The sequence below is a fragment of the Vibrio sp. 947 genome, from assembly GCF_033339115.1.
GTDB lineage: Bacteria > Pseudomonadota > Gammaproteobacteria > Enterobacterales > Vibrionaceae > Vibrio > Vibrio alginolyticus.
In genome coordinates this window covers 168600-188568 of record NZ_JAWOTX010000008.1, presented here as the reverse complement: position 1 = coordinate 188568, position 19969 = coordinate 168600, and the positions used below count along the sequence as shown (strand labels likewise).

At 45.1% G+C, this 19969-nt stretch carries 16 protein-coding genes; 9 read left to right on the top strand and 7 right to left on the bottom strand.

Going from position 1 to position 19969, the window contains the following annotated elements:
* Positions 1 to 390: 390 nt before the first annotated feature.
* Positions 391 to 1641 (bottom strand): serine hydroxymethyltransferase, encoded by a 1251-nt coding sequence (glyA, locus tag R7Q39_RS12735; RefSeq protein WP_005381985.1) that lies wholly within the window; start codon positions 1639 to 1641, stop codon positions 391 to 393.
* Positions 1642 to 1988: 347 nt separating this feature from the next.
* Here glyA and R7Q39_RS12730 point away from each other — a divergent pair, with 347 nt between their 5' ends.
* The 3 genes from R7Q39_RS12730 (at position 1989) to R7Q39_RS12720 (ending at position 5233) form a co-directional block, all read left to right on the top strand.
* Positions 1989 to 2591 (top strand): YitT family protein, encoded by a 603-nt coding sequence (locus R7Q39_RS12730; protein WP_017635671.1) that lies wholly within the window; start codon positions 1989 to 1991, stop codon positions 2589 to 2591.
* Positions 2592 to 2681: 90 nt separating this feature from the next.
* Positions 2682 to 4202, top strand: a complete 1521-nt coding sequence (locus tag R7Q39_RS12725) for a transcriptional regulator (RefSeq protein WP_318076356.1) — start codon at positions 2682 to 2684, stop codon at positions 4200 to 4202.
* Between the two features lie 131 nt (positions 4203 to 4333).
* Positions 4334 to 5233: a hypothetical protein gene (locus R7Q39_RS12720; RefSeq protein ID WP_104975934.1), complete on the top strand. Its 900-nt coding sequence runs from the start codon at positions 4334 to 4336 to the stop codon at positions 5231 to 5233.
* A 99-nt stretch (positions 5234 to 5332) separates the two neighbouring features.
* Here R7Q39_RS12720 and treC read toward each other — a convergent pair whose 3' ends face one another.
* The 4 genes from treC to gmhB all read right to left on the bottom strand — a co-directional run bounded on the left by treC (position 5333) and on the right by gmhB (position 10280).
* Positions 5333 to 7018 (bottom strand): alpha,alpha-phosphotrehalase, encoded by a 1686-nt coding sequence (gene treC / locus R7Q39_RS12715; protein WP_151514563.1) that lies wholly within the window; start codon positions 7016 to 7018, stop codon positions 5333 to 5335.
* Between the two features lie 87 nt (positions 7019 to 7105).
* The gene (gene treB / locus R7Q39_RS12710; RefSeq protein WP_005381959.1) at positions 7106 to 8530 is read right to left on the bottom strand and encodes a PTS trehalose transporter subunit IIBC; all 1425 of its coding nucleotides are present in this window, start codon (positions 8528 to 8530) and stop codon (positions 7106 to 7108) included.
* Between the two features lie 176 nt (positions 8531 to 8706).
* Complete coding sequence (treR, locus tag R7Q39_RS12705) at positions 8707 to 9654, bottom strand: trehalose operon repressor TreR (RefSeq protein ID WP_033905853.1); 948 nt, start codon at positions 9652 to 9654, stop codon at positions 8707 to 8709.
* Between the two features lie 74 nt (positions 9655 to 9728).
* Positions 9729 to 10280 (bottom strand): D-glycero-beta-D-manno-heptose 1,7-bisphosphate 7-phosphatase, encoded by a 552-nt coding sequence (gene gmhB / locus R7Q39_RS12700; protein WP_005381961.1) that lies wholly within the window; start codon positions 10278 to 10280, stop codon positions 9729 to 9731.
* Positions 10281 to 10621: 341 nt separating this feature from the next.
* On the opposite strand from gmhB, the gene metN reads away from it, so the two are divergent.
* Genes metN through R7Q39_RS12685 form a run of 3 tightly spaced genes read left to right on the top strand, consistent with a single transcriptional unit; the run spans position 10622 to position 13165 of the window.
* On the top strand, positions 10622 to 11656 hold the full coding sequence (gene metN / locus R7Q39_RS12695; protein WP_005381962.1) for a methionine ABC transporter ATP-binding protein MetN: 1035 nt from the start codon (positions 10622 to 10624) through the stop codon (positions 11654 to 11656).
* Positions 11646 to 12323, top strand: a complete 678-nt coding sequence (locus tag R7Q39_RS12690) for a methionine ABC transporter permease (RefSeq protein WP_005383604.1) — start codon at positions 11646 to 11648, stop codon at positions 12321 to 12323. The genes metN and R7Q39_RS12690 overlap by 11 nt, the downstream gene beginning before the upstream one ends.
* A 32-nt stretch (positions 12324 to 12355) precedes the next feature.
* Positions 12356 to 13165 carry a MetQ/NlpA family lipoprotein gene (locus R7Q39_RS12685; RefSeq protein WP_005381966.1) on the top strand — a complete coding sequence of 270 codons (810 nt, stop codon included), beginning with the start codon at positions 12356 to 12358 and terminating at the stop codon, positions 13163 to 13165.
* Positions 13166 to 13291: 126 nt separating this feature from the next.
* Here the strand turns inward: R7Q39_RS12685 and R7Q39_RS12680 are convergent, their stop codons facing one another.
* Positions 13292 to 14068 carry a Zn-ribbon-containing protein gene (locus R7Q39_RS12680; RefSeq protein ID WP_047010147.1) on the bottom strand — a complete coding sequence of 259 codons (777 nt, stop codon included), beginning with the start codon at positions 14066 to 14068 and terminating at the stop codon, positions 13292 to 13294.
* Between the two features lie 2 nt (positions 14069 to 14070).
* Positions 14071 to 14616, bottom strand: coding sequence for a SecY-interacting protein (gene syd / locus R7Q39_RS12675; protein ID WP_318076355.1), 546 nt, complete (start codon positions 14614 to 14616; stop codon positions 14071 to 14073).
* Positions 14617 to 14724: 108 nt separating this feature from the next.
* Here syd and queF point away from each other — a divergent pair, with 108 nt between their 5' ends.
* The 3 genes from queF (at position 14725) to R7Q39_RS12660 (ending at position 19681) form a co-directional block, all read left to right on the top strand.
* A complete protein-coding gene (gene queF / locus R7Q39_RS12670) occupies positions 14725 to 15570 on the top strand; it encodes an NADPH-dependent 7-cyano-7-deazaguanine reductase QueF (RefSeq protein ID WP_318076354.1) in 846 nt (281 codons plus the stop codon).
* 164 nt (positions 15571 to 15734) lie between these two features.
* Positions 15735 to 18017: a tetratricopeptide repeat protein gene (locus tag R7Q39_RS12665; RefSeq protein WP_318076353.1), complete on the top strand. Its 2283-nt coding sequence runs from the start codon at positions 15735 to 15737 to the stop codon at positions 18015 to 18017.
* A gap of 98 nt (positions 18018 to 18115) precedes the next feature.
* Complete coding sequence (locus R7Q39_RS12660; protein WP_005381978.1) at positions 18116 to 19681, top strand: sensor domain-containing diguanylate cyclase; 1566 nt, start codon at positions 18116 to 18118, stop codon at positions 19679 to 19681.
* Positions 19682 to 19969: the final 288 nt, after the last annotated feature.

Genomic DNA, 19969 nt, shown 5'->3' with positions numbered 1-19969 from the left:
GCAAATGATGATAAAAAGCCATTCTACCACCGTCATTCTGAACAGCGAGGTACGAACGTGATTCAGAATCTGTTTTCAGAATACTGAGGATTTTTAGGGAAACTCTGAGTAAAAGAGTGTGCCTCAACAAGATTCCTGATCTCGCCTCGGCTCGTCGGAATGACGTGGTTTGGGTATATTGAAAAGGGACAGTGTTGGTAGCCATCCCCTTATCACACACTCTCGCTATATCTCATTCCAAACGCCAGACAAACAAAAAGGCCCTCAAATGAGGACCTTTAGTATATCAATGTTCAAAATAGACGAGTCGAGTTCTAGGAGAACACACGGAGTTTGCGCGAGCAAATGAGTATGTTCGACACCGAAATCGACTCATTCTATGAAGAACAGTTAGGCATAAACCGGTAGACGCTTACAAATTTCTAGCACTTTCTGTTTTGTCGCTTCGATAACTTCTTCGTTGCCGATGTTATCTAGAACGTCACACATCCAGTTTGCTAGCTCTTTTGCATCTTCTTCAGTGAAGCCACGGCGAGTGATCGCTGGCGTACCTACACGAATACCAGACGTTACGAATGGGCTGCGTGGGTCATTTGGTACTGAGTTCTTGTTTACAGTGATGTTTGCTGCACCTAGTGCCGCGTCTGCGTCTTTACCAGTGATATCTTTGTCGATTAGGTCAACAAGGAACAAGTGGTTTTCTGTACCGTTAGATACGATTTTGTAGCCACGCTCTTGGAACTGACCAACCATTGCTTTTGCGTTTTTCACTACGCGAGCTTGATAAGCTTTGAACTCTGGCTCCATCGCTTCTTTGAACGCTACTGCTTTACCAGCGATAACGTGCATTAGAGGGCCACCTTGACCACCAGGGAACACTGCTGAGTTCAATTTCTTGTACATATCTTCGCCAGCATTTGACAAGATAAGACCACCGCGAGGACCTGCTAGTGTTTTGTGCGTCGTTGTTGTTACCACGTGAGCATGCGGTACTGGTGTTGGGTATTCACCGGCGGCGATAAGACCAGCTACGTGCGCCATATCAACAAATAAGTAAGCACCTGCTTTGTCAGCGATTTCACGCATGCGTTTCCAATCAACGATTTGCGAGTAAGCAGAGAAACCACCGATGATCATCTTAGGTTTGTGTTCAAGTGCTAGCTGTTCCATCTCGTCGTAGTTGATTTGACCAGCTTCATCGATACCGTAAGGGATAACGTTGTAGTGCTTACCCGAGAAGTTTACTGGTGAACCGTGAGTTAGGTGACCACCGTGCGCTAGGCTCATGCCTAAAACTGTATCGCCAGGGTTAAGAAGCGCCATGTAAACTGCGCTGTTTGCTTGAGAACCTGAGTGAGGCTGTACGTTAGCGTACTCACAACCAAATAGTTGGCATGCACGCTCAATTGCTAGTGCTTCAGCTTTATCTACGTACTCACAACCGCCGTAGTAACGCTTACCTGGGTAGCCTTCAGCGTATTTGTTCGTTAGCTGAGAACCTTGCGCTTCCATTACACGTGGGCTTGTGTAGTTTTCAGAAGCGATAAGTTCAATGTGTTCTTCCTGGCGAAGAGTTTCTTCCTGGATAGCTGCGAACAGTTCCGCATCGTAATCTGCGATGTTCATATCACGCTTAAGCATCTGTATCTCCTGACTCAGATTAGTACTGAAAGTTGCAAAAAAACTGTTGAATGACCCGACGCAAACGTTTTCATCACCCTAATGGCGCGCATTCTACATAATTTGATTTAGGTCATAAAGAGAAATTTACAATTTTTCTCATGCAGTTTTTTCATGATGACAAGCAATGTTTATCATGCCAGCATTGCAATCGCATAACGACAATCTATTGCCTGTCAAATTTGTGCTTTACACCCTGTAAAACAGCAATTACATAGGTTTACCGTAAATTTTACCCTCTAGCTACCGAAAAGATCATCTTTTTACTACTATGCACGCCTTATTTATCACTAATGACTGCAACATTGATGGAAAAACACTCATTAAAAGAAGACTGGATAGCGATTCTCACGGGTACCTTTTTAGTAGCTCAAGGCGTTTTCTTTCTCCAATCCGCGAACCTTCTAACGGGAGGCACGACTGGATTGGCTCTGCTTATTAGCCAATTTACACCTTTTACCTTTGGTGTGCTGTACTTTTTAGCAAACAGTCCTTTTTACTTACTAGCATGGAAACGCTTCGGCCGTCATTTCGCCATTAATAGTGCCATTTCTGGCGCGTTGGTTTCTATCTTTGCCGATCATCTTTATTTGCTAATCTCGCTCGAATCGGTAAATGAAGTTTATTGCGCCGTCGCAGGCGGACTTTTAATGGGGCTTGGTATGCTGATCCTATTCCGACATCGCTCCAGCTTGGGTGGCTTTAACGTGCTGTGTTTGTTTATCCAAGACAAATTTGGCATTTCAGTTGGCAAAAGCCAAATGGCAATCGATGCATGTATCCTGTTTGCTTCATTCTTCTTTGTCACACCAGAAGTGATTGGCCTTTCAATTTTGGGGGCGTTTGCACTCAATCTCGTGTTAGCGATGAACCACAAACCGCACCGCTATTCCGTGACCTACGGTTCATAAATTTTTGATAATGATTGAAGCGCGATTTATAAGATTTCGCGCTCCAATCGCTATATAATACTTCGCGATTTCCAAATAGATCGGTACGGTATGCGCGACTTTCTGCAACAAGCTAAACAGACTCACAGTTGTATTGCGATTGGAGAGCTGATCTATAACCCGAAGACACAGACCCTTCATCAAGATGCTATCGCGATTGATCTTGAACCTCGCACCATTGAATTATTAGAACTGCTGTTAACAAGCGTTGGCCACCCACTCTCTGCTGACACCATTATTGAAACCATTTGGCAGAGCAAGTTCATCTCTAAGAATGTGCTCACGAACCGCATTAGCACCTTACGTGCCCTGCTACAGCAGTACTTACCCGAATACGATGCCGCTAAGCTCTTGGTCACTTACCCCCGCAAAGGCTACTTTCTTAACCCTGCCAATATTCGTTTAGTGCCACCAGCGAAAAACCATCGGCGCGTTATCTCAACCCAGGTGGCGAGTAATAAGAACTTCAAGCTGATTTTTGCTTACAGCTTATGTGCCATACTTGCGGTATGTAGCATGACACTCGCAAGCTTGTTATGGCAACGCCAAGAAATCTCAACACAACAAACACGTCATCAACTACTGATTCCCAAAGTCGAGCTACTACTCAACCGTGTCGATTCAATCGGCTCCCAGGCGCGAAAATACCGCATACTGGTCAAAGCCATCTTGCTGCAACAACAGGTCGAATATCCATACACCGACATCGCCAACCAAGATGCTCCCAGTTACTTTCTTGATCCTATCGGTCATACGCCATATTTCCCTGGCGCACGAAACATGCAGACCAGCGACTACGAGCTCAATATCGAGTTAAAAGACGGCACAAAACAGGGCATCTTGAAAGCGCAGATGAACCTTATTTATCCTGCGACGGGCAAGCTGGCGTTTCGCAATGAGTACACACTGCGTTTATCTGCCTTACAATCGGATATTTTCCAAATGCACTCGGATGTCGCGCAATACTTCAATCTGCCTGCACCTTCGGCAAGTTCGTGGCAGCTTTCGAATATTCACAAAAAAATGTTATTCGAGAATGCCTTTTCTAGCCAACCTCTCCGACAATCTGATGAGTTTGCGGCTATAACAACGGCAAGACATCTCGCCTTATACGAGCACGAACATCAAAAGCTGGAAGCGTATTTAACTCAAGTACAATCGTCGTTTGATGTTTTGCCAGATGAGCTGAGCCTCTGGTTAGGTCTATTGCATTTCAAATTAGGTAACTTAGACAGGGCAAAAGCTCTGTTAACGACACCAGATGGCGACTCACGTATCCAAAACGCACTGATTTATACCTTTGTGTCTCACATTGCTTATAAGCAGAACAAACTTGAACAGTTCCGTCTCAACTACATGGAATCACTGGTGGCGCTGCTGCGCGTTTTACCTTCCGAAACCTTGTTTGAGCGTCTTTCTCAATCTGAATCAAAAGAGACTTGCCTCCAACCGTGGAAAACGTTGCATGTTAGTGTGACCGATCAAGAAATCATAAGCCGATGGAAAGCGCTCATTAACGAGTATTGCACTAATGTGGTCAACGAAATAACCCCAAATAAAACAAAGACCTAAATATAAAATTAAGCTTTCATTACCCCCTGTTATCTTTTGTTTTTTGCCCTTTTTCTCTCACTGAACTTAGCATGCTCGCATTCAAGCAACGGCCCAACATGAAGCGGCCTTATCAATCAGGAATGTAAACCATGCTAAACAAAATGACGCTTATCGCAGCAGCAACTCTGGCTCTTTACGGCTGTGGCGGAGGTTCGTCTTCTGGCAGTGCGAATCCAAACAAAGTGCCTCAAGAAAGTTTCGACGTCTCGATTCACAACTCAATCTTCGCTCCCACGCCAAGTACACAGCTAAACTACGCATTTAGCTTGGATGGCCAACCAGAAGGCGACATGAAACTGAGCTTCCAAGCGATGGATAGCGAGCAAATATTGGCAGCATTGGCACAAATCCCAAACAGCGAAGCAATGGTCCAGTTGGTTAATGACTTGGTGAACTACGGCGCCGAACAGTTCTACTATTCAGACGAGCAGTACAACGACGACGAAGAGAGCAATACGCTTTACTTTGCAGGATCAGATGGTGCACTCCATGAAATCACTGACGCTTATTTCATTGGTCATCAGTTTATTGCCATGCTTATGCACAGCAGTCCGATTTTCCGCCTAAACGGTGACGACGTAAAAGAGAAAAGCCCGAATATTGACATCGGTGAAGAAACTATGTCTCTGCAAACCACTCTTACAGGCTACGCAGTTCACAACCTTCTAGACCGTTTTGAAGATCATGAGTGGGTACAAAACCTTCCTATGACAGCATCTTGCCAAGTGGTTTGGCAACAGCAAATCCGAGAGACTGGTATGCGTAAAGCGTTCTCGATCTCAGGCAAGAAAATTGAAGCGGCATACCTGATGGAAGAGAACATCTACAACCTAAACTGTGATGATATGGACTCAATGGAGTTCGCCACTTCGGCAGAACGTTGGTTTAATCCGAGCTTAGGTCTGATAGAACAAATTGAACTGCTGAAAGTACAACAAGTACAAATCAACGAAGAGAAAGTGCAGCTAACAGCGATTGAAACAAAATAAGCTCGCATTTTTTATAGATATCTCAATAAAAGAAGGCTTTGGGGAGCACACCAAAGCCTTCATCTCGAACATCAATCTTAGGGGTGATGACACCCGAGTTTATTCTTCTATCAATAAAATACGAGTTTCGTAAGGTCGTAACACTTGATGGTTTGACGCGACTGCGCTCGCTGAGTTTTGATAGTTAGATAGCAAGTTTTTCGCCTTACTCATATCAAAACGTTCTGGCAGAACGCATTCCACCTCTTCAGCGTAGTAGTTATTGATACACAGCAGCGTTTGCTTATCGTTCTGACGAGCGTAAGCGAAAATACGTTTGTGCTCTGGCAGTAAATCTTCATAACGGCCATCGGTGATGACTGGAACCTGTTTACGCAGTTCAATCAGACGCTTGTAAAAGTAGAACACCGAGTTCAAATCGGCAACCGCAGCTTCAGCATTGATTTCAGAGTAATTCTGCGCCACTTCAAGCCACGGCGTTCCCTCAGTAAAGCCCGCGTGTTTTGCACTGTTCCATTGCATTGGTGTACGTGAGTTATCACGCGACTTCTGTGCCAAGATCGCCATCATATCGTCATGAGATACACCATCACGGTTGACCATAATGTCGTACATGTTAGTACTTTCAACATCACGATATTGGCTGATTTCGGTATAACCCGGGTTGGTCATGCCGATCTCTTCCCCCTGGTAAACATAAGGTGTCCCTTGCATCATGTGCACTGATGCCGCAAGCATCTTGGCAGATTCAACACGGTATTGCTCGTCGTTACCTAATCGGCTCACAACGCGTGGCTGGTCGTGGTTACACCAGAACAGCGCCCCCCACCCTTTGCCATTTAAGCCCGCTTGCCAATGATTGAAGATCTGTTTTAGCTGAATGAAATCAAACGGCGCTTTGGTCCATTTTTCACCATTTGGATAATCGACTTTCAGATGATGGAAGTTGAACACCATGGATAGCTCTTTGCCGTCTAGCGAAGAATATTGCTGGCAGTGATCTAGTGTGGTGGAAGACATTTCACCCACTGTTACGCTGCCGTATTTTTGAAACACAGATTCGCTAATCTCTTGAAGGTATTCGTGCACGCGTGGGCCGTCGGTGTAGAAGCGGCGACCATCACCAATATCGTCACTTGGAAAATCTTGCTGCTTGGAAATCAGGTTGATAACGTCGAGACGGAAACCATCGACTCCCTTCTCTGCCCAGAAGCTGATGACTTCTTTCACTTCTTCACGCACTACTGGGTTTTCCCAGTTTAAGTCCGCTTGCTCTTTAGCAAAAAGGTGCAAATAGTACTGACCTGTTTTTTCATCCAGCGCCCAAGCGTTGCCACCAAACTTTGATTGCCAGTTGTTTGGTTCAGCACCATCTACCGGATCTTTCCAGATGTAGTAATCACGGTATGGGCTGTTTTTATCACCCAGTGCGGATTGGAACCACTTGTGTTCTGTCGACGTGTGGTTCACTACAATGTCCATGATGATACGAATACCCAACTGATGCGCTTCTGCTAGCAAAGTATCGAAATCTTCCATAGTGCCGAACTCAGGGTTGATCGAGTAGTAATCGGATATGTCATAACCGTTGTCGATCATTGGCGATTGGTAAACCGGCGTCAGCCAAATCGCATCCACACCAAGATGCTTAAGATAATCCAGCTTAGAAATGATCCCTTTGATGTCGCCCGTGCCTTTACTGCCACTGTCACAAAAGCTTTTTGGGTAAATTTGATAGATGGTTGCGGTTTTCCACCAGCTCTCATCATGCTTGGTCATAGCCATTTCTAACACTCACTTACCAGTAATCGGAAACTTAAAATTTGAAAAGAAAAATAGGAGGAGGCAGCCCAGTCACTGCCTCAAATAGAATTACGCGTTTGCAGGCTCAAGCTCACCTTTGGCTTGTGCACGCTTATAAAGAATTAACGTTAATGCAGCAGGTACTAGCATTGCGACTAACATAGCCAAAGCAAAAATGCCCCAGAACTGCGGTTGGATAGACAAGATGCCCGGCAAACCGCCCACACCGATACCGTTCGCCATTACGCCCGCACTACCACAAATAGCAGCAGCACACGCACTACCGATCATCGCGCTCAGCATTGGGAACTTGTATTTCAAGTTGATACCGTACATCGCCGGCTCGGTCACACCAAGGTAAGCAGAGATAGCCGCAGGCACCGAGATATCACGCTCGCCATGTTTTTTACTGATGATAATGATGCCGACGACCGCAGACGCTTGAGCAATATTTGAAAGCGCAATCAGAGGCCAAATTGGCGTGCCGCCTAGCTCTTGCATTAATTGAAGGTCAACCGCGTTGGTGGTGTGGTGAATACCAGTAATGACCAATGGCGCGTATAGGAAGCCGAAGATGGTTGAGCCAATCATTGCGAAGTCACCTGTCATGGCTGCTTTTGCTGCGAAAGCAACGCCGTCACCCAACATACGGCCGAATGGACCAATAATAGAGTGCGCAAGAATCACAGACACGATGATAGAGACAAACGGCACAACCACTAGGTAAAGGTAAGACGGAATGATGCGTTTTAAGTTGGTTTCAATAAACGCCAGTGCCATACCAGCGAGCATTGCCGGAATCACTTGCGCTTGGTAGCCCACTTTCTCGATGGCGAATAAGCCAAAGTCCCACACTTCGGGTACTTGCTTACCAATCAGGTAGGCGTTCATCAACTGCGGAGAAACCAATGTCACACCAAGCGTGATACCCAGAATCGGAGTACCGCCGAGCTTTTTCACTGTCGACCAACACACGCCAACTGGTAGGAAGAAGAAGATCGCCTCACCAATCAGCCATAAGAAAGAGTGTACCGTTGCCCAAAACTGGCTGATTTCCGTTAGCGTTTGACCATCAAACATCTTGATGTCGCCAATCACGTTACGGAAACCAAGGATCAGACCACCGGTGATGATCGCTGGTAGCAGTGGTACAAAGATTTCTGCAAGGTGGGAAATACCACGCTCAACGATATTCATGTTTTGACGAGCAGCGTTCTTCGCTTCGTCTTTGCTGGCTTCACTTTTACCCGTCAGTCCGATCAGTACCTTGTAAACTTCATCCACTTCAGTACCGATAACCACTTGGAACTGGCCTGCGTTGGTAAAACAGCCCTTCACCATCGGTAATGCTTCTAACTGTTTCGTATCTGCTTTGTCCGTATCATTTAGAACAAAACGCAAGCGAGTTAAACAGTGACTTACACTGGCAATATTGTCCGGCCCCCCGACCAGCTCAATAAGACGCTCCACGTCTTTACGCGCAATCTTACTCATAACTTTGTCCACCCTGTATTGGATACATTCGATTCATCATTTTGTTTTTATAAATGGGAACATTCCCATTTCTTGATTTTAATATTGCCATCCGAAGGCAAAAAACAAAATGGGAACAGTCCCATTAATTGAGAGTGATCACAGTATAATTTTAGAGCAGATCGTTTTAGTGTGGGTCAATAAACGATAGGCTGTTGAGTAAAGTGAACCACTTCCTCATCGCCATTTAATTGATTGATCAGCATGTTAGCGGACTTCTCACCTGCAAGGGTATAACCTGGGTCGACACTAAATACTTTAGGGAAAAGGAAAGAGAGCAATTCATTACCACCAACACCTGTCACAACCACGTCTTCACGTCCTAACTCTTGAAGACGCTTAATCACGCCCAACGCGATAGTGTCACTGGCGCACACGATGGCCTGAGTATCAGATTGAAGGACTTTGTCTACCAACTGATAAGCACTTTCATGGCTCAACTTACCCGTTTGGAAACAAGGTGTAATTTGCTTGCGTTGACACCAAGCTTTATAAGCATTTAGACGAGCTAAGCCAGTGGTTTTGTCTTCAGGATCAACACCAATATAAGCAATGCGAGATAAAGATTGCTGCTCAAGGTGCGACAAAGCCATGTCTATCACACCTTGGTTATCGTAGTTGATCGAGGAAACCATTTGCGTGTCCATCGCGATCACGACGATACGATTCCCCCACTCCGCCAATGCTCGCTCATCACATCCAGTAAAGCCAAACACGATCACCCCATCGACGTTGCGACGTTTAAGCACATCCAAATGTTCATTGGTTTTATCGCGATCGAATTGGCTCTCCATGATCACCGCATCATAACCAGCGGAATACAAAGCATTGAGCATGGTACCAACGGCGCGATTTTCTGATGGTGAATCCAAACGGGAGATGATAACCCCAATGACTTTTTGGCTGCCACCACGCATCGACTGCGCCGACTTTGATGGGACGTAGCCTGATTCACGAATGATTTGCTCTACCTTCTCTCGCGTTTGGGGTTTCACTTTTGGATCGTTAGTAAGCACACGGCTTACTGTCGATTTGCCCACGCCTGCCAATTTTGCGATATCAAGAATGGTGAGTTTTTTGCTCATAAGTGTTCAGATTAAAAGAAGGAATCAAACAAAAGGGAAGCAGTGGCTTCCCTTATCTCAGTCAGTAATGAATATTACTTGTTTAAGTACGCAGGCACATCTGCAATGCTATCCAATACTACCGTTGCAATGGCTTCGCCCTGTTCCGTTACTGGCTTACCAGTGCGAACCAAAATCTTAGTGCCAACGCCTGCCGCTTCTGCTGCCATCATGTCTTCAGCTTTATCGCCGATCATCACAGATTTCTCCATGTCGATCTTCAAGAAGTCACGCGCAGAAATGAACATACCTGGTTTTGGCTTACGGCACTCACAATCTTGCTTGTACTCGCCAATGCCATGTTCTGGATGATGTGGACAGTAATAGATACCATCGAACTCAACACCATTATCAGCAAAGTTCCAATCCATCCATTGAGTCAGAGACAAGAAACGGTCTTCACTGAATTTACCGCGTGCGATGCCCGATTGATTCGTCACTAACACTAGAAGGTAGCCTTTATCTTTTAGCGCTTTCGTCGCTTCAAATACACCATCAATGTACTCAAAATCATGTTCGTCATGAACGTAGCCGTGGTCAACGTTTATCACGCCATCACGATCGATAAAAACAGCAGGTTTTGCCAAAACGTATTTCTCTATTAACTCGGTTTAATCAGATTATTACATACCTTATAAACTTCAACACTATCTAATTCATTCTAGGCCTCGACAAAACGGTTGATTTGTTGGGCAAGAATCGGTAAATCTGAGGGTGCCCCGCCGTCTACCTCCTGCTTGTTATCTATACATCTTCGTTTCAAAACAGAACATCCATACATTTAGACGTCTAGACGTAAAAATATCTATTGACTTCATTCTGCTTAACCCATAGCATCAACTGAAAATTGAGATAAAGCTCAACATTAAGTTCTGTCAAAGGTCGTTTTTGACAGCGAAGTTCCCCGTATCTTTGGGCAGGTTGAAACATGATAGAAATAAAAAACGTCAATAAAGTGTTCTACCAAGGCAGTAAGGAAATCCTTGCCCTGAAAGACATTAACCTACACATCGACAAAGGCACCATCTTTGGTGTTATCGGTTCATCAGGTGCTGGTAAAAGTACGCTGATTCGCTGCGTAAACATGTTAGAAGCGCCGACCTCTGGTTCCATCATCGTTGATGGTGTGGATCTAACCAAACTCAGCAAAAAACAACTAGTCGAAACACGCCGTAACATTGGCATGATCTTCCAGCACTTTAACCTGCTTTCGTCTCGTACTGTGTTTGATAATGTAGCACTGCCACTAGAACTGGCAGGTAAAGACAAATCGCAAATCACAACAAAAGTAACTGAGTTGCTAAAGCTTGTAGGCTTAGCCGACAAACACGAGAGCTACCCATCTAACTTAAGTGGCGGCCAAAAACAGCGTGTGGCAATTGCTCGTGCATTGGCATCCGATCCTAGCGTGCTGCTTTGTGATGAGGCCACTAGTGCGCTAGACCCGGCAACAACTCAATCTATCCTTGAGTTATTGAAAGAGATCAACCGCAAACTCAACATCACGATTTTACTTATCACTCACGAAATGGAAGTCGTAAAAAGTATCTGTCACGAAGTAGCAATCATCGGTGGTGGTGAGCTGGTGGAAAAAGGCACCGTTGGCGATATTTTTGCGCACCCTAAGACAGAGCTGGCACACCAATTCATTCGCTCAACGCTGGATCTTTCCATTCCTGAAGATTACCAAGCTCGTCTGCAAGCAGAGCGTGTTGATGGCAGCTACCCGTTGGTTCGCTTAGAGTTTACTGGCGCAACCGTCGATGCACCGTTAATGTCGCAAATTTCTCGTAAATACAATATTGATGTGAGTATTTTGAGTTCCGACCTTGATTACGCTGGTGGCGTGAAATTCGGCATGATGGTCGCAGAGCTATTTGGTAACGAAGAAGATGACAACGCAGCTCTTGAATACCTGCGTAAGCACAACGTAAAAGTAGAGGTACTTGGTTATGTCCTTTAATACGATTTCTGAATGGCTGAGCTTAAACAGCAAACTACTTTTAGGTGCAACGTGGGAAACGCTTTACATGGTTGCGGTTGCCGGATTAGTCGGCTTTGCTGTGGGTATTCCATTAGGCGTAATCCTCCATATTACTAAGAAAGGCGGCCTACTTGAAAACACCAAACTAAATAGCGGCTTAGGCGCTATCGTTAACATTGGTCGTTCTGTGCCATTCCTCGTACTGATGGTTGCGATTATTCCAGTGACAAAAATGCTAGTTGGAACCTTTATCGGTACAACCGCAGCAATCGTCCCACTGACTATTGGCGCCATTCCTTTTGTCGCTCGTCTTATTGAAGGTGCTTTATTAGAAGTACCGACAGGCTTGGTGGAAGCAGCGCAGTCAATGGGGGCGACACCAACACAGATCATCACAAAAGTTCTACTACCTGAAGCAATGCCGACTATTGTTAACTCAGTAACGATTACCTTGGTCACTCTCGTTAGCTACTCAGCTATGGCGGGTACGGTAGGCGGCGGCGGCCTAGGTGACGTAGCCATTCGTTACGGTTTCCACCGCTACGATGTAACTATCATGGCCGTGACTGTCGTGATGTTGATTGTTCTAGTACAGATTATTCAGTCTATCGGTGACGCAGTGGTGCGCCGTGTAGACCACAGATAAGTATCAAAAATACAAATTATAAGGAGATAAAGATGAAATTTAGCCTTAAAGGTCTTTTGACTGTAGCAACGGCTGCCTCTGCTCTTGCTCTAGCGGGTTGCGGCGACAAAGAAGTAGACGTAAACAAAGTAAAAGTTGGCGTTATTGCTGGTGCTGAAGCACAAGTAGCCGAAGTTGCCGCTAAAGTAGCAAAAGAGAAATACAACCTAGACGTTGAGCTAGTAACATTTACCGATTACGTAACACCAAACGCCGCTCTGGATGATGGTTCAGTAGACGCGAATGCGTTCCAACACAAACCATACCTAGATCAACAAGTGAAAGACCGCGGCTACAAACTGGCTATCGCGGGTAACTCATTCGTTTACCCTATTGCTGGTTACTCAAAGCAAGTAAAATCAATTGATGAAATTCAAGATGGCGCACGCATCGCAGTACCAAACGACCCAACTAACCTAGGTCGCTCACTACTGCTTCTTGAGCAACAAGGTTTGATTACGCTACGTGATGGCGTTGGTCTACTCGCTACAGTACGTGACATCGTAGGCAACCCTAAAAATATCGAAATCATTGAACTAGAAGCCCCACAGCTTCCGCGTTCATTGGATGACGTAACGCTATCTATCATCAACACCACTTACGCAAGCTCTATCGACCTATCGCCAGAGCGTGACGGCGTGTTCGTTGAAGATAAAGACTCACCATACGTAAACCTAATTGTCGCTCGCGAAGAAAATGTTAATGCGCAAAACGTACAAAACTTCGTAAAAGCTTACCAAACGGAAGAAGTTTACGAAGCGGCAAAAGAGCTGTTCAAAGGCGGTGTTGTGAAAGGTTGGTAATCCCACTTTTCAAAACATGACTGAAAACAACGTTCTAAACATAAACGTTCTAAACACAAAAGGGCTGATGTGAAAACATCAGCCCTTTCTATTTGTCTATCTACCCATTTAAGTAGCTTCAATTCGCTACTTAAGATGGTCCCAAGAGATATTCGACACGATTCGGCAGTCATCACACTTAAAATGAAATATTTCATGTAGTGGCTCATCGAGTAGCCACTCGCCATCGCATTTTGGACACTTGCGCGCTTTCTCGCTCTCCAGCGACTGACCACCGACACGATACTGGTAATAGTACGTAGGGATCTTCGTGATGTATTCGATACGGCCACGTAAGTCCCAACCTCGGCGAAACAGCACACTATCCACATCGCAAATTTCGTGCAGCGCCGCATGTTCCGCTCGGCAACCCCCTGCCATTTGGATTTCATCACACGCTTGCCACTCAGTCTGCCACTTAATGACGGCTTTATGGTCTCCATTAAGTGTTGGCTCATTACGATACAAAGGAATTGGCAACAGGGTTTCACCACTTCGCAAAGGCGAACACGTATGAACATAAGTCGTGTACAACACTTGCCAGCTAGGTGTCTCTTCTTCGGCTGCTTGTTCTGAATTCAAATCACGCCCTAGCATACGCATTTTCGGAGCAAGCAAAGACGCATCCGACAAACGGTTCATGCACACTTTGACGAAATCTGAGTGATAACGTGGATGCAAGCTGTCTTGTTCTGGGCAAACAACACGAACGAAAAATTCACCTTCTCCCATCACTATCGGGAATTCACGACCTAATACTTGGCCGTTGTAACGCAGAGCATCCATCAAGCCATTAATGGCTTTGTCTACCGCGCTGACGGTGGTGTTATCAAAACACTCAAACTGCAACTCAACAACATACATACTTAGACGACAGCCTCTAACTTATTCAAGAACTCAACCAATGAATCTGCCAATACATCACGTTTAGAGGTGCCCAAACGCTCTAGAATCACATTGCCAGTGAGGTTACAAATAGAAATCACATCCATTTCCTCATCTGTCGCTGCGATAAATACTGTTGGTTTAAGTTTCAAGCGGCGCTGCGTCACCAAATGACCAAGAATATTTTCTTGTAGACGCACGAAATCGTCATCGCTCCAGACTTGCAGCAGCGTCAACGAATTACCTTGCCAAGTTGCCTCCATATCGGCGCAGTATTGAGAACCATAAAAGGCTTTAACATCATCTTGCAGTGACAACTCAATCGCATTTTCCACATTGGTGAAATCGGCCATTTCATCACGTGCGACCGCTTTCCAAAGCACCTTTCCATCACGCTTCTCTTCGACACAAGGAGAAACAAACTCTGCAAGCTCTTCACTGCTTGGCAACTCATTGTGCTTAGCTTGCCAAGCTTGTTGGTAGCGCAGGCTGAACTCTTGTAGCGCCTGAGTAACGTTTTGGGTCATGAAGGTCTCCTCATTCCTTATTTATCAGATAGCCGTACTTGCCGGATGGCAATTGACCAGCGGATTCAGTAAAATTCTCGCCATTCTAATCGAAAACGACCACAAAGTATGAGCAAATATTCTGACGCTAAAGAGCTTGCTGGCCTAACACTAGGTAAAACGACCGAGTATGCGAACCAGTATGACCCAAGCTTGCTGCAACCAGTCCCTCGCAGCCTGAACCGAGATGACCTCCAGTTAGGCGATACTCTGCCTTTCATGGGGCACGACATTTGGACGCTGTACGAACTGTCTTGGTTAAATAGTAAAGGTTTACCACAAGTGGCCGTTGGCGAAGTATACATTCCAGCCACCAGCGCAAACTTGATTGAATCGAAGTCTTTCAAACTGTACTTAAACAGCTATAACCAAACCCGCTTTGCAAGCAGGGAAGAAGTGACTGAGCGTTTAACACAAGACCTTTCTGAATGCGCAGGTGAAAAGGTGCTGGTTGAGGTGAATCCAGTGACCCACTATACCAATCAACCTATCGTGACAATGGACGGTGAATGTATAGATGACCAAGACATTGACATCACCAGTTACGATTTTGATGCCGATTTGCTTGAAGGTGCGGCAGGTGAAATACAAGTTGAAGAGGTGCTACATAGCCACCTATTGAAATCAAACTGTTTGATCACCAACCAGCCAGACTGGGGCAGCGTAGAAATTCGCTACAAAGGCGCAAAAATAGATCGTGAGAAGCTGTTACGTTACTTAGTGTCTTTCCGCGAGCACAATGAGTTCCACGAACAGTGTGTAGAGCGTATTTTTACGGATCTAATGAAATACTGCCAACCAAGCAAACTGACCGTATTTGCCCGCTATACGCGTCGTGGTGGCTTGGATATCAACCCTTACCGCTCAACGGAACAAGATAAGCCAGCTCACAATCACCGTATGGCTCGTCAGTAAGCGCATAGGCAACAGAAATAAGTTCGGCAATCTAAAGGGTTGCCGGACGTTTTTATTGTCCAGGCATGTTACTATATCAAATGGCTTCAACCCGCATTTAAACGGCTAATTGAGGCTTTTCGCCGTTATCGCCATATCTAAAAACAGTTCGAGGGAACGAAAGGATGTTTTGGGACAGTTCGCGTCTATTCAAGTTGATTGGCTCTCTTTGCTTGCTGTTTGTACAGCCACTTCATGCAACCATTTTATCGTCCGCGTTACTCAACGAAGCACAACAATTGGCGGAAATAGAGCCATCACAAGCAAAACAAGCGGCAACCAACTATTTGTCACAGCGTGAACTAACAGAACGCAAAGAAAGTGACAGCCCTTCAGCCATGTCTCGCGACGAAACAGATCGTAGCGTTCGCACACCAAGCAGCACCATCGAAGCGCACAAGATTATCGCTCAGGCAGATTACGCCATGGGTAATGTTCGTTCGGCTATCGAGCACCTAAATAAAGCGGAACGCTTAGCGCAAGAATATCAATTGCCGTACATGGACTTAGATCTCCAGCTGATGCGCAACCAAATGATTTGGATGTACGACGAAAACTACTCAAAAGCGGAAGACACGCTTAACCAAATTGAACAACAGCTCGATGAAGCCGATGCCGTATTACAACGCACCGACAGCGTTCGCTACCGACTAGTGATGCAAAGAGCACTCCTCGCTTCACATAGTGGCGATATCATTAAAGCGGAAAACTTGTACTCTGAAGCAAAGACCATGCTTGACGATAGCCGCTCTGAGTTAGCCTTGATCGACTACTACACTGCCGTCGGCGAGTTTTACCTCAATAGCAAGAAGTACAATTTGGCTTTGTCAGAACTGCTATACGGTTATTGGCAATCTATTGAAAGTAACAGTGGTGCAAGATTAGCAAAAGTGAATCGCCTTTTGGCTAGGCTCTTCCAGGAGCGACGAGTGTACGACAAAGCGATCGAATACTTATCCCAAGCCGCAGATTTTTATGACTCCTACCCTAGCTCTCCGATCCTAGCGGACGTCCTAGAGCAAATGGGCGACATCTACTTTTATCAGGGTAAGTTTAACCTTGCGTTAGTGCATTACTTCAACGTGCTTGACCATGAAAGTACCAGTAAGAACATCAATAGAATCATTAAAATTCGCTTAAGCTTGGCGGCTACCTACCTACAACTCTATAACTACGCGCTAGCAGAGCAGTACTTAGACCGCTCTAAAGAGCTTTTAGAATACACCAATATTCCTAAGCTTGAAGCAAAGGCTGCCCTGCTTCAGTCAGGTCTGGCTTATCATCAAAATGACAGTAAAGACGTCATTACTAATGCAAAGCTGGCGTTAGCGCTTGCTGAAAAGTCACCTGAAAATAACAACTTCATTAAGCAGCAGTCATACCGTTTACTTGGGTTGGGTTACGAGCAGGCAGGCGAATACAAACTTTCTCTGCAAGCTTATAAAAAATACACCAACCTCGTTCGTCTAGAACAAAAGCAGCTTAACCAAATCAGTGAGGATGCGTTCCGTCAGCAAAAAGAATTTGCCGAACAAACCATCCATTACATCGGTCAATCAGAACGCTTAGAGCAAGTGGAAAGAGAGCATCGTAAATTCCAGAAAATCTCATTTGCATTGTTTATTACTGTCTTGGTCATGTTTTTGTTCATTATGCGCCGTGGTGTCATTATGCAGCGCCAAGCAAGTGAAATCGAAAAACTGCGTAACGACCTCTTCACCCACTCTCGCTCTCGTTTACGTAACTTGCGTATGCTGAATGTTAAGCTTTCTCGCTCATTGAAAAAGTCGAGCGAAACTTTCGAGCAATGGCAAATGGGTGAATTGATCCACGAACCACTTAATGATCGCCTACGCTTTGTTATGATCGATTTGCCATTCTTACGAAGCATGTACGTCCATAACGGCTATAAGGCAGGTCTAGAACTAGAACGGGCATTTGGCGACTTCCTTGCGGAAAAAATAGAAAAACCGTCGCGTCTTTACCATTTCTCAGATGCGAACTTACTCTACATAGAACCGAACGCTGACCGTGATGCTTCTGCCGAAGTCATGTTCGAAAAATTCCAGACTTGGGTGGATGAGTTCGCACAGCAGCACAACGTCAATCGTATTATTCGTATGGGCATCAGTGATTATCCGTTCTTACCCCGAGCCTACACTGCAATTAACGATGAGGAATTACTCGATCTGTTGCTGCTTGCGACTCACATCGCACGAGAAGTCAGCTTGAAGGATAAGCAAAGCCACTGGGTGTTCTTAAAAGCCATCGATAATGCGCCTGCTGCTAGCTTTGCAACAGGTAACATAAGAACTGCCTGTCAACATGCCATTAGCCAAGGCCTGATCAAGATCCATTCGTCCTACAAGAATGAGGACGACATCAAGAAAATATTAAAAAATGGATAATTAAACGCCTGTTGAACGTAATAACTAATGACGCTATAAAGTTTTTTGTTATTATCGGATAATTGTCAGTAGTACATGGACTTAACCGTAGTCACTTCATGGGAATCTTGGAATCCGATATTCAGTCGCAGCTGCATCAGCTGAGTTGTCAACTTGACCAACTCAGACTGACTCATCGTGATACTTCACTCAAATTCAAACGTGAACAACAAGTTCTTAAACGCGTTGTGGCATCATTGTCTTCAGCTTGCCAGGGTTCGAATACTCAGGTATCCAACTACCTATTTGAAATCCAACAAGAGCTGCAACATCAAAAAGATATCAGCACTCTTATCCCGCGTTTAGCGGTATTAGAGAGGATGCTCAAACAGCAGTCGAAGACGATGGATAAACAGAACGGTTACCTTGACGAACAAATCAAGCACAGTGGTGAAACACTGCAACGTGTCACTGGCTTACCTGCGCAGTTAAAACGTGAACTACGGAACCTGATGAGTTTCTCTGAAGTTCACGCCAGCAATAAAGCTGATCAAGCCACTAAGCTACTGAGTATTTACGAACGCGCTCTGAAAATCATCACGTCTAATTCACGTCTACATCTTAGTGAATTTGAAAACAATCCCGACAGATCTCAGCTTGAGTGCTTAGCCAGCGACCTCCAACATACTATTACAGAGCTGGATTTCGAGGGAGAATCAGGCGATAGATTGCTGGATATTCGCGCTAAGTTGCTCCTTGGCGTGAGTGCCGAGTCTCTCATTGAGCTTACGCTCTCAACGCTGAAATTGGTTGTCGAAGCAACAAAGTTCGAGCGCGAGGCGTCTAGCCAATTCCTTGATCAGCTGAACACTTCTCTCGCAAGTAACCTAAAAACCGTTCATCAGAACGTCGACCAGCATCATACCTACTTTGAACACCGCCAAGAGCTCAACACAGAAATGAACAGCTTGGTTGAATTAAGCCAAAAGTCACTTAATCAAGCTCAAGATATCGCGGTTGTGAAAAAAGAAATCACGCCTCTTCTCGAAAAAATGGCGTCGCTGACAGAGCGACTGAAAATGACGGAAGAGCGAGAGCAAGCGCTGCAAGAGCGGTTAAGTTACAGTAAGAACCAACTCGAAGCGGTATTTGAAACTACGCAAGATTATCGTCGACGCTTAGATGACCAAGCTCAGCGTATGTTGCTCGACCCGCTGACTAAAGTTTATAACCGCACTGCATTTAACGATCGACTAGAGCTAGAGTATCGCCGTTGGATTCGCTCTCAGCAAAACCTTCGTGTTGTGCTATTTGATGTAGACAACTTCAAAGCGGTGAATGATAGCTATGGTTATACGGCTGGCGATAAAGCGCTGAAGATCATCGCTCGTACTATTAACAAGCGCGTATCAGAAACGGAAACAGTAGCTCGCTTTGGTGGCGAGGAGTTTATTCTACTCGTCCCGGAACAATCTGAAGAATACACACTGGATCTGATTAAGCATATCCAGCGTGATATTAGCCAATTACCCTTTAAGTTCCGTGAGCAAAATATCATGATTACCTTAGCTGCTGTATCGACGTCTTTCAAAGAGTCCGATACGCCAGAGTATGTGCTCGATCGTCTTGGCAAGATGCTTGCGGACGCTAAAAAACGTGGAACAAACCAGCTTAACTGGAGCTAAGATTCGTACAAAAAGCGAGCAAACAAACCAAATTTGGTGCAATCTACGCTTTATAACCACCAATTTTCAACGAGTTATCACATTTCTTCCCTTTTAGTCTGCTAAGCTGTAAAAACCCAAGTCACTTCAAGATGATGTATTTATAGAAGGCAAATGTATCATCTTGAGGTTGCTTGGGAGTTGATAACCATAAAACCAAATCGGCCAACTACCTTTCATCAAACCATACGTATAACACCCAAAAGGTAAGTTGGTACTTTCCCTCAAATTAATGCAACACAAGGAGGC